This window comes from Phormidesmis priestleyi ULC007 (genome assembly GCF_003003695.1).
Taxonomy (GTDB): domain Bacteria; phylum Cyanobacteriota; class Cyanobacteriia; order Leptolyngbyales; family Leptolyngbyaceae; genus Phormidesmis_A; species Phormidesmis_A priestleyi_A.
Window position 1 is genome coordinate 46536 of sequence record NZ_PVWG01000026.1, and the last position, 11436, is coordinate 57971.

The 11436-nt window shown below is 49.8% G+C and carries 11 protein-coding genes; 8 read left to right on the plus strand and 3 right to left on the minus strand.

The window, feature by feature from the left end; all coding sequences use genetic code 11:
* Window positions 1-71: 71 nt before the first annotated feature.
* Window positions 72-1544, minus strand: a complete 1473-nt coding sequence (gene cysS, locus C7B65_RS18215) for a cysteine--tRNA ligase (RefSeq protein ID WP_073074049.1) — start codon at window positions 1542-1544, stop codon at window positions 72-74.
* A gap of 150 nt (window positions 1545-1694) precedes the next feature.
* Between cysS and C7B65_RS18220 the strand changes: the two genes are divergently transcribed.
* Window positions 1695-2819 (plus strand): CobW family GTP-binding protein, encoded by a 1125-nt coding sequence (locus tag C7B65_RS18220; RefSeq protein WP_073074050.1) that lies wholly within the window; start codon window positions 1695-1697, stop codon window positions 2817-2819.
* Window positions 2809-3087 carry a (2Fe-2S) ferredoxin domain-containing protein gene (locus tag C7B65_RS18225; RefSeq protein ID WP_219898637.1) on the plus strand — a complete coding sequence of 93 codons (279 nt, stop codon included), beginning with the start codon at window positions 2809-2811 and terminating at the stop codon, window positions 3085-3087. The genes C7B65_RS18220 and C7B65_RS18225 overlap by 11 nt, the downstream gene beginning before the upstream one ends.
* Window positions 3088-3236: 149 nt before the next feature.
* On the opposite strand, the gene C7B65_RS18230 is transcribed toward C7B65_RS18225, so the two are convergent.
* Window positions 3237-4073, minus strand: coding sequence for a M56 family metallopeptidase (locus tag C7B65_RS18230; RefSeq protein ID WP_073074054.1), 837 nt, complete (start codon window positions 4071-4073; stop codon window positions 3237-3239).
* On the minus strand, window positions 4070-4489 hold the full coding sequence (locus tag C7B65_RS18235; protein WP_073074056.1) for a BlaI/MecI/CopY family transcriptional regulator: 420 nt from the start codon (window positions 4487-4489) through the stop codon (window positions 4070-4072). The genes C7B65_RS18230 and C7B65_RS18235 overlap by 4 nt, the downstream gene beginning before the upstream one ends.
* 474 nt (window positions 4490-4963) lie before the next feature.
* Here C7B65_RS18235 and petJ point away from each other — a divergent pair, with 474 nt between their 5' ends.
* From petJ to C7B65_RS18265, 6 genes are all read left to right on the plus strand, one after another.
* Window positions 4964-5323, plus strand: coding sequence for a cytochrome c6 PetJ (gene petJ, locus C7B65_RS18240; RefSeq protein WP_073074071.1), 360 nt, complete (start codon window positions 4964-4966; stop codon window positions 5321-5323).
* Window positions 5324-5416: 93 nt separating this feature from the next.
* Window positions 5417-5659: a hypothetical protein gene (locus C7B65_RS18245; RefSeq protein ID WP_073074057.1), complete on the plus strand. Its 243-nt coding sequence runs from the start codon at window positions 5417-5419 to the stop codon at window positions 5657-5659.
* Between the two features lie 19 nt (window positions 5660-5678).
* On the plus strand, window positions 5679-6797 hold the full coding sequence (gene arsS, locus C7B65_RS18250; protein WP_244913231.1) for an arsenosugar biosynthesis radical SAM (seleno)protein ArsS: 1119 nt from the start codon (window positions 5679-5681) through the stop codon (window positions 6795-6797).
* Between the two features lie 87 nt (window positions 6798-6884).
* A complete protein-coding gene (locus C7B65_RS18255; RefSeq protein WP_244913232.1) occupies window positions 6885-8237 on the plus strand; it encodes an aminopeptidase P family protein in 1353 nt (450 codons plus the stop codon).
* Between the two features lie 428 nt (window positions 8238-8665).
* A complete protein-coding gene (locus C7B65_RS18260; protein WP_083583089.1) occupies window positions 8666-8791 on the plus strand; it encodes a ribbon-helix-helix protein, CopG family in 126 nt (41 codons plus the stop codon).
* A 306-nt stretch (window positions 8792-9097) separates the two neighbouring features.
* A complete protein-coding gene (locus tag C7B65_RS18265) occupies window positions 9098-11407 on the plus strand; it encodes a GAF domain-containing protein (protein ID WP_073074060.1) in 2310 nt (769 codons plus the stop codon).
* Window positions 11408-11436 lie beyond the last annotated feature (29 nt).

An 11436-nucleotide genomic window follows, 5' to 3' on the forward strand; every position in this document is an offset into this window, starting at 1 on the left:
TATCCAGCAACGCCCATTTTGCCTCTGCGGATGAGTTCTACCACAGGGGAACAATTGACGCAGTTTCTAGTCTAACTTCGATGCCAAAGGGTTTCACCCCCCGGTTTGTCAATTAGCGTAATTCCCTGAGCTTGCAGCTCGTTGCGAATGCGATCGGCTTCAGCAAAGTTTTTGACGATCTTCGCGTCTCGTCGTCGCTGAATTTCGGTTTCGATCGCAGCATCCGACAACCCATTTGTTGAGGTGGGATCTTCTGGTTTGGCTTCTAAGCCCAGAACTTGGGCGAGTTCTATTAGCGTTTGCCACTGCTGCTTTAAAGTGTCGGGTGGTGCATCAGTTTTGCCTTGATGAACGAGCAGATTGCCTTCGCGCTGCAATGCTTTGGCAATTTCAAATAAGACCGCCAACCCACTAGAGGTGTTGAAGTCGTCATCCATTGCGGTCTGGAACTGCTCTAAAATAGACGTTTGCGCGTCTTCTCGATCGTGCCACTCCAAACGATCGCCATATTCATAACCAAACAAAAGTCCTTCTTTAAGGGTGTTCCAGCCGTTTTGAGCCGCAGTCAGCGCCTCGTCAGTGAAGTCGATCGGCTTGCGATAGCTGGCTCCTAGCACAAACAGCCGAATCACCATCGGGTCAATGCCTTTACGATCGAGCAAGTCGCGAATCGTGGTGAAGTTGCCAAGCGATTTTGACATCTTTTCGCCGCCCACATTCACCATGCCGTTATGCATCCAATAGCGAGAGAGAGGCTTGCCCGTCACCGCTTCTGATTGAGCAATCTCATTTTCGTGGTGCGGAAAGATCAGATCATTGCCCCCAGCATGAATATCGATCGTGTCACCGAGCCGTTTGCCACTGGCATCTGCGAAGCACTCGCGCACCATTGCCGAGCATTCAATGTGCCACCCCGGACGACCCGCTCCCCAAGGCGACTCCCAGGCAGGTTCATCAGGTTTGGCTGACTTCCACAGCGCAAAATCAGCCGGATCTCTTTTTTGCGGCTGGTTTGCTTCGTGTGTGGCTTCAACTCGTCCACTCGCCCCGGTCTGCATCTCGTCTAGCTTTTGCCCAGACAGTTTGCCATAGCCCGGAAAACTGCGAACCGAGTAGTAAACATCTCCCGCAGTGGGGTAGGCATTTCCGTTTTGCTCTAATTCGTGAATGAGGCGTTTGATGCCGTCGATCGTATGCGTCGCACGGGGATATTCATCTGCCTCCATGACGTTTAGCCGCGCCATATCCTCAAAATATGCCTGAATATAAAATTCGGCGACGGCTTCCATTGAGGTGCCTTCTTGCCGCGCTCGATTCAGAATCTTGTCATCAATGTCGGTAAAGTTTTGCACATAGCGCACGTTATAGCCGCGCCACTTGAGATAGCGACGCACCGTATCCCACACAATGCAAGCCCTGGCGTGCCCCAAATGGCAATAGTCATAGACCGTTACGCCGCAATAATACATCTGCACCTGATGGGGATCGATCGGGTCAAAGACTTCTTTGCGACGAGTCAGGGTGTTATAAAGCGTTAAGGGCATAGGGGTCAGGGTTGAAATGGGTCGATTGTCTGCGAGTGCTCATCATACAATCGTAGATCAGCAATAATAGGAAAGAGCGATCGGGAATTTGACAGAAATCATTCTGGCTCTCGACCGTCTTCATTTTTTGATGTTTCTAGCAAGCGCGTTATGCAAACAGCAGCCACCTCTTCTACATCAGCAATGGATGTCCCTAAACATGGGCTTCCCGTTACCATCATTACAGGCTTTTTGGGTAGCGGCAAAACCACGCTTTTAAATCACATTTTGACCAATCAGCAGGGAGTGAAAACTGCCGTGTTGGTGAATGAGTTTGGCGAAATTGGCATCGATAATGAACTGATCATCAAAACCGATGACGACAACATGGTCGAACTCAGCAACGGCTGTATCTGCTGCACCATTAATAATGATCTGGTAGAAGCCGTCTATAAAGTCTTAGAGCGGCAAGACTCGATCGATTACCTCGTCGTCGAGACTACCGGATTGGCAGATCCGTTGCCTGTCGCAATGACGTTCTTAGGCACCGAACTGCGCGACATGACTCGACTCGACTCGATCATCACCGTGGTTGACTCAGAAAACTTCAGCTTAGATTTGTTTAACAGCGAAGCGGCTTATAGTCAGATCGCCTACGGAGATATCATTCTCCTCAACAAAGCAGATCTCGTTGATGAAGCCGATCTTGACTCGCTAGAAGTACGAATTCGAGATATCAAAGAAGGCGCAAGAATTTTGCGAACCGTCAAGGGACAAGCACCTCTGGCAGCCCTTCTGAGTGTGGGATTGTTTGAGTCAGATAAATACTTTGCTGAAGAAGCTGAGAAGTCCGATCATCACGATCACGCCCACGCCCACGCCCCCGAACATGAGGATCATTCTGCTTGCGATCACGATCATGGCAAGTGTGAACACGATCACGATCATGACCACCATCACCACTCAAATCACTTAGAGAATGACGGCTTTACGTCGGTTTCTTTTGAGAGCGATCGTCCCTTCAACATTCGCAAGTTTCAACACTTTTTAGACAATCAGTTGCCGACGAATGTGTTTCGCGCTAAAGGCATTCTCTGGTTTGATGAAAGCCCCAAGCGTCACATTTTTCACTTGAGCGGCAAGCGGTTCTCGCTCGATGATGATCAGTGGGTCAGCACGCCTAAAAATCAACTGGTGCTGATCGGGCAGGGTTTAGATCATGAAGCCTTGCGATCGCAGGTAGAAAGCTGTCTCACTGTCCCCTCTGTCAGTCGCGGAAAAGGATTTGGAAAATAAAGTTGAAGTTTTAGTTTGCCAGTATCAAAGCTGCCTCGCAAATGGATCAGCCGAGGTGCTGGCTTATTTCTTGGCGAACCCGGTCGATAACGTGACTGTCATCGGCAGCGAATGTCAAGGACAGTGCAATATGGGCGCAACCGTGCGAGTGTTGCCCGACGAAGTTTGGTATTGTCGAGTCAAGCCTGAACACGTGGCTGCGATCGTCGAGCAACATCTCAAACAAGGCAACCCAGTGCCAGCACTTTTGCATCCTCGATTTCACTAAGTAGCTGAATAGAAGACCCTCATCCCTTCTCTCTAGTCTTAAGATACAAGGGCTAGAATTCTTGTCCCCTCGCCTTTGGGAGAGGGTGAGGGTAAGGGCGAGTCTAGCAACTCATGTCACCATTCTGCAATGCCGATTTAAATGATCGGTTAACTGTGGAAGGGAATCACGATCAAAGGCAGCAAGACTAACAGCAGCCACCACGATTGCCCCCCCAAGCTGGATGACTCTGGTTCTAAAAGCGCATTGATTCGCTCATTGAGACGGTTTCTAACAACAGCACTGCTAAACGAAGCACAAAAGTTTTCAGGCTGAATTTGAGGAGCGCTGACGACCGAGAGCAGGGCTTCGGCGAGGAGTAAACTATCGACGTGTTGAGCCGCCCAGCGATCGGCTCTCAGTTCTCGCAAGATCAGTAGTTCTTGCCATAGCGCTTCCGTTTGAGGGAGCCAGGCGGTAAGACGGCGCAACCAACCGAGCCAAAAAAACCAGAAGGTATCGCGGTAATGAAGATGCCCTTGTTCATGAACCAAGACGACTTCGAGATGGGCAGAGTCGAGCGATTGCAACAACCCCTGGCTGACGACTAGCTCTGGTTGCCAGAAGCCAATTTGCGCTACATAGGGAGTCGAAATTTCAATCAGTCGAGTGGTTTTGCCGTGCATCTCTAGCTGGGGGTAGCGTCGAACTTGATGGAGCGATCGCTGCGCCTCGATCGTTAAGCTCAACCCTAAAACGATCGCAGCCGCTAGAAACGAGATCGCGATCGCATAGCTGCCCCAGCCTTCCCACCAGAGAGCCATGTGCAGGCACGGACCCATGTAGGCGAGGGCGAGAGCGGTGTTGCACAACAACAATGGGGAGAAGAGGAACCAGCCCAAGGTGCGATGCCAACGATCGCTCCAGCCGCCTGTGGGAATGGTTGCGGTTTGACGAATGCCCCAGGCAAATGTCAATGCTAATAAGAGCATGATTAAGTGCGTCATTGTTCCTCCCGTGATTTGCGGATGGCTTGCAATCGTTGAGCGATCGCTTCTAGTTGTTCGACGCTGGCTTGATCGAGGCTATCGGCAAAAGCAGCGACGACATCGGGGTTGCCAACGGCTAAAAACTGATTGAGTTGTTCGTAAGCTTGCAGGGCGTTGGCTTCGGCTTTGGAGACTAGGGGTTTCCATGAAAAGCTGCGCTCTTGTTTATCGCAGACGAGCCAGCCTTTTTTGGTGAGACGGTTTAAGACTGTGGTCACAGACGTATAGGCCAACTCACGATCGGGATCGGCAAGAATCCGATCGTGAATCTCTTTCACCGTTGCGCCTTTTAGTTCCCAAACAATGTGCAAAATCTCTGATTCTAAAGGGCCGAGAGAAAGCTGTTTTGGACGGTGATTAGGTAGAGAAACCATATCTCCCAAGTGTAAAACTACGGGCGTTGTCGAATAGTAAAGATGATTGAGGTAGGAGCAATCCCCCTGTGGTTGCCCTCCGTCAGAGGTAGGCAACGTCAGTCTGGGGTAGGTACGGGGGCGCTACCCCTACTATTTATTCAGCAGCACCAAACTACGCTTTATTAGAATATCTGAGATTGGGGATCTGCGGAGGTTGAATCACAAGGGATTTTTGTTGACGATCGTTCACTCAACACCGCTCCTAATCTTTGAGTATTTCGTAAGTTTGACAGCCTGTCTTTTGACGATAGGAAATGAGCAAGACAAAATACTGATAACTGAATCACAGCACATCTTCAGAGAGGTGCGTGACCAGCAACAAGTTTCATATCCTCCCGATTTCTCTTGCAGGAAATTTGGGGGATATCTCTGTGTGGAAATATCTTCTAGAGTCAATTTACAAATGATACGGTTATGAAGAAATTAATGTCGATGAGAACCCTACTCGCAACGGTTTTGATGATGATTGCATCACTGACTTTCATGGTTGCTCAACCTGCTTGGGCAGATGCAGATCTGGTGACAGGTGCGAAAGTTTTTTCTGCAAACTGCGCTTCTTGTCATATTGGTGGCAAAAATGTTATAAACGCTCCCAAAACGCTCAAAAAGGAAGCACTGGCCAAGTACGCAATGAACAGCAGCGAGGCGATCGTCACTCAGGTGACTAATGGCAAAGGTGCCATGCCTAAGTTTAAAGGTCGCTTGACTGATGACCAAATTCAGTCGGTTGCGGCTTATAGCGGTTCCCGCATGAATGAAGTACATCAGATCCTTACTGCACAGGCATTATAGATGCGATGCCGTACCTCACTCTAGTGAAAACTGCTATATGTGCTCGATCAGTCTGAGAAAGGTTGGTAAGTCAAACTCTTTTAAAGTAAAGCGATGAATCTCTTCAGAATTTTCTGGATCACTGTGTTTGCGATCGCCTGCTGGCTTCCTGTCACCCCGACCGATGCAACGCTGTCCGTGGATGCCCATGCTTTGTTTAAGGTGGGAGTTGAGCAAGCCCAAACGGAACGTTTTCGAGATGCGATCGAGACTTTTCATCAAGTGATCCAGAAAGATTCTGAGTTTTCGGCGGCTTATAGCAATCGCTGTTTTTCTTACATTCAGAGAATAGGATGACTAACCAATCACTTGAATGATGAAACTTTCTGATCCGATCGCGCCCTCCGATTCAAGTCGTCAACAAATGGCACCTAAACCTACGTCTCTTTTCAAACGGCACTCGCCCTTATCGTTTCCTCAGTATCAACACGATGTTTTAGCGGCTGTCGATCTCGCACAAACACCTCACGAGGGAGATTTTGCCCAGACACTCGCGGCAAATCATTGGCAGAAACTCACGCCAGCTAAGTTAGAAATTTTTCAAATTAACATTGGCAAATTGTGCAACATGAGTTGTCGTCACTGCCACGTTGACGCAGGGCCCGATCGCACTCAAGAAAACATGAATCGAGAGACGATCGATCTGTGTCTTCACGCACTCGATCTGACCGAAGCCCACACGGTGGATATTACGGGAGGCGCACCAGAGTTAAATCCTCATTTTCGCTATTTGGTCGATCAGTGTGTGGGACGAGGAAAGCACGTCATCGATCGCTGCAACCTCACCGTTTTGCTGCTGCCTCGCATGGAGGATTTGCCCCAGTGGTTAGCCGATCGAAGAGTCGAAATCGTCTGCTCTCTGCCTCACTATCGTCAGCGCAACACCGACGCTCAACGCGGTGACGGGACGTTTGAGAAGTCGATCGAGGCACTGCATCGGCTTAATGCGGTGGGTTATGGGCAAGGGAATCCTCACCGTCAATTAACTTTGATGAGCAATCCAGTTGGGGCATTTTTGGCGAGTGGTCAGGCGAAATTGGAAGACGAGTGGAAAGCGGGGCTGCAAAAAAATTATGGGATTAGCTTCGATCGCCTAATTACCCTCAACAATATGCCGATTTCTCGCTATCTTGAATGGCTAGAGCAGTCAGGCAATTTGCAGCAGTATATGGAACTGTTGGTGAATTCATTCAATCCAGCGACGGTGGCGGGTTTGATGTGCCGCAACACGATCTCAATCTCGTGGGATGGCCGATTGTATGATTGCGATTTTAATCAAATGCTGGAGTTGGAATGTCAGGGGTCTGATGCTCAACCGATGCACCTGCGAGACTTTGATCCGACTTGGTTGGCGAAGCGGGAGATTGTCACCGATCGTCACTGTTTTGGCTGCACAGCCGGGGCAGGAAGTTCTTGCGGAGGAGCGTTAGATTAAGGATCATGGATAATATTAATATGGGTTACTTACAGTGGCAATGGGCACGGCAGTGCCATGTCCCTACATCTCTCATTCTCGTCGCCTATGTTGCCCGCAACGCTCAAACTTCGTCGCCAAAAACTTGCTGATTTGATCGAGGTGCCCGTGATTCTCTGGTCGGGGGGCAGTTCTTCGCGTAACTTCCCGGCAAATGTTTTTCCATTTCGGGCGAGTAGTCATTTTCTTTATTTTGCGGGGTTGCCGTTAGAAAATGCGGCGATTCGATTAGAGTCTGGCAAGTTGACGCTGTTTTTAGATGAGTCAAGTCAAGCCAGTGCGCTTTGGCACGGGGCTTCACCTACACGAGACGAAATCGCGACGAAGATCGGGGCTGATGCTGCTTATCCACTGTCGGCGCTTAAAGATCAGGTGCTTGACGCGGCAACGGTTGCAGTTCAAGACAGCCAAACTCGGTTGGAACAGACTCGACTGCTCGATCGTCCAATTTCTAACTATCCGAGCGACATTGATTTAAAGCTGGCTAACGCGATCGTGACGTTGCGCTTGACTCATGACGACGCGGCGATCGCGGAAATTCGCAAAGCGATCGCGGTCACGGTCAAAGCCCATCAAGCCGGGATGTCAGCCACGCCAAACGCCACCGTTGAAGCCGAAGTTAGAGCGGCAATGGAGGGCGTGATTATGGCGAATGGAATGACCTGCGCCTATGGCAGCATCGTCACTGTTCATGGCGAAGTGTTGCACAACGATCGCTATCATCATCCCTTGCGCTCAACTGATCTGCTTTTAGCCGATGTCGGGGCTGAAACTGCTACAGGTTGGGCATCTGATGTGACTCGAACTTGGGCAACCTCCGGTAAATTCTCTCCGACGCAGCGCGATTTGTATAATGTCGTGCTTGCGGCTCACGATGCTTGTATTGCTGCCATTCGCTCCGGTGTGGAGTATCGAGAGATTCACTTGCTAGCAGGTCACACGATCGCCGCTGGGCTGGTCGATTTAGGAATTTTGCGCGGTCAACCTGCCGATCTGGTCGAACGAGATGCTCATGCGCTCTTCTTTCCTCATGGAGTCGGACACATTTTAGGGTTAGATGTCCACGATATGGAAGACTTGGGCGACCTAGCAGGCTATGCTCCCAGCAGAACTCGCAGTCAGCGTTTTGGCTTGGGCTATTTGCGGCTCGATCGTCCGTTGCAATCTGGCATGGTGGTGACGATCGAGCCAGGTTTCTATCAGGTTCCTGCCATTCTGCAAGACTCAGAGCGCCGTGAAAAATATCGCGATGTCGTCAACTGGGAGCGGTTGGCAGACTTCAGCGATGTGCGCGGCATTCGGATCGAAGATGATGTGCTGGTGACAGAGAGCGGCTCAGAAGTTTTGACGGCAGCATTACCGACGAGTGTAGATGCGATCGAGCAATGGGTTCGGTCTTAAATGGCTCTGTAATTTTGGCAGAAGCTGGTGCGATCGTGCCACCCGACGCAAGGTTTCGGTTTAGAAAATCCTTGCTTTGACACTCCTCGACCTGAAGGTACGAGGATTCTTGGCTCACCGAGACCACTTAACCTAGATTCCTTGCGTCGTCTAGCCCAGAGGTGGGACTCTCCCCAAGCGTTAATTCGGGTATGCCCTACCCTATTTGCGCCATCGCAAGTCCTGTTTAGTTCTGAAGCGTATGCCTCAAAAAAACTGATTCGTCTAGTCCCTACAAATCTTTTACCTACTGCCAGGAGGAAACTAGAACAATGCAGTAGAACCGCATAGATTTGATTGTCAAGGTTCAGAATGTCTTTCGACAACAAGGTTTTTTAAGTGGTTGATTACCTTTCCACTATACTCAGTGTATCACATTGGTACACAAGATGGTTGAAAAACAATTGCACGTTAGAGTCCCAGAACAAGAGATGAAAACGCTTGAGCGCTATGCCAAGAAAACAAGACGAACTAAGACGGACATTGTGCGCGAGTTTTTGCGTTTATTGCCTTGAGAGAGTGGCGCTATCGCGCCGTTGCTCTACATCCCCGTCTGAAGGAGCGGGGCTTTCCGCAAAATTTCGGTAAATTTTCCGTTACCTGTAGGGGTAGTGCCCCCGTGCCTACCCAAATCTTTGGGCTTCTAAAGGTTAAGAAAAATAGATAAATCAAAACTTATTTTAAGCTATGTGAATTTCTCAACAAAGTTATTGATAATACTTACAGGACTAGATCGAGGCTTCAGTGTGTTCCAGAAAATCCCTGCTGGAACTCCAGATCCGCCGTCAGAAGCAGAGAGAATCACCTTCCATTAGTTATTTATGTTTCCCGGTCACTCCTCGACTTCCCCTTCTGCGCTATCAGATGTGTTTCCGTTGATCCTGCATCGCATGATCAACCGAATTCGTCAATCGTTAGAATTGTCGGAAATTTTAGATGCCACCGTCACCGAAGTCAGAGCCTTTTTGCAGACCGATCGCGTCAAGATCTACCGATTTTATGAAGATGGCAGTGGTGAAGTTGTTGCAGAAGCCATTCACGATCGCCAACTGCCCTCGCTGTTAGGTCACAACTTTCCAGCCGAAGACATCCCACCCGAAGCGCGAGAATTATTTCTAAAAGTCAGACTGCGATCGATTGTAGATGTCGAAGCTCGACAGATCGGAACTAGCACTCTCGAAGATCGCGCCAATGGTGAGGTTTGGGCAAGCGATTTGCAGTTTCGCCCCGTCGATCCTTGTCATATTGACTATCTAACTGAGATGGGCGTGAAATCGTCTTTAGTCGTGCCGATTCTCGATCGCGACACGCTCTGGGGGCTGCTAGTGTCTCACCATCACCAACCGCGCCTCCTCAGCAAACAGACGCTGCAAGTCGTGCAAGTCGTTGCCGATCAAGTGTCGATCGCGATCGCGCAGGCAAAAACGCTTCAGCAAAGCCGTCAACGGGCTGCCCATGAAACCACCCTCAATCAAGTCGTGTCTCTGCTGCATTCGTTTCCAGAAATGCAGCTACAGCAGGCATTAGAACAGGTTGTAACTGCATTACAAGGCTCTGGCGGTCGGTTGTATACTGCGTCTCAACAGCTTTTTGTCTGCGGAGAGCAGCCACTCCTTAAAATTGGCGGCAGTCTTGATCCAACAGCCGGACGCATCGAAACCGATCCCGATTGGCAAACTTGGCTGGAAATGGAAGAGGCTCTCGAATCGGGCGGATGGGCAATCGCCGACTTGCAGCGATCGATGATGCCTTCAGAGTTAGCGATCGCCTTTTTCGCGGCAAACGTGCGGAGTTTGTTGGTGATTCCGTTGCAATATCGCCAGGAGGCATTGGGATATCTGAGCATTTTCCGCCCCGCGATCGACCTTGAGCGAATCTGGGCAGGACGGCTTGACGATCGCGATCCTCGACAACTGCGTCCGCGACGATCGTTTGAAACCTGGCAAGAATTGAAACACGAGCAAGCACAGCCCTGGGCCACTGCCGATATTGAACTCGCACAGACGTTGGGCAGACATTTTGCAATGGCGATTCATCAGCGCGGACTCTATCACCAAGTCCGCGACCTAAATGCTCACCTCAAGCGCGACATTCAAAAGCAGCAGCAAGCGGAACGAAGAATTTCTGCTCTCAATGCCCAGCTAGAGCAGCGCGTGTCAGAACGAACCCGCGAGCTACAGCAAGCAAATGCTGACCTGCTGCGAGAAATCGCTCAACGAGAATGTGTTTTGCAGGAACGCCAACGGGCAGAAGCCTCGCTTGCACGTCTCAGCCACCAAAACGAACTGATTCTTAATGCCGCAGGCGACGGCATTTATGGGCTAGATTCCCAGGGCAACATTAGCTTTGTGAATGCTGCCGCCGCGAAAATGTTAGGGTTTGAAGTCAACGAGTTAATCGGTCAGTGGATGCACACTCGCTTAAACTATTCCCAACCCGACGGCACGCCTTATTTAGCGGCGGAAAGCCCTATTTACGCCACGCTGCGCGATGGCACCGTGCAAGATAAAACAGGCGATTTATTTCAGCGATGCGATGGCTCGACCTTTCCAGTAGAATATGTCAGCAGCCCAATTCGAGAGCAGGCGCAGATTGTGGGAGCCGTGATCGTTTTTAGAGATATTACCGATCGCCAAATCATCGAGCAGATGAAAGATGAATTTGTCTCGATCGTCAGTCACGAGTTAAGAACGCCGTTGACTTCGATTCGTAGCACTCTAGGCTTACTGTCAAGCGGATGGCTCGATCACTATCCCGAAAAAAGTCGGCGAATGCTAGAAATTGCTTTCTCTAATACGAACAGATTAGTGAGATTAATCAGTGATATTCTCGATATCGAACGGATTAAATTCGGCAAAGTGACAGCAGAGAAAAAACTCTGCAACGCTGCTGACATCATGACTCAATCCGGTGACGCGATGCGAGCAATGGCAGAAAAAGCAGGCATTCATTTATCCGTGACCCCTGTTTCTGTCGAATTGTATGCTGACCCCGATCGCTTAATTCAAACCTTAACGAATCTGATCAACAACGCGATTAAGTTCTCGCCCGCAGGTTCGACCGTATCGCTGACTGCCACCCTTAGAGGGTGTTTTAAAAGTCAGGTGAAGCGTAAAAAAGCTCTCCGGTAATACGCTGTAAATACAACAACTACAGCACC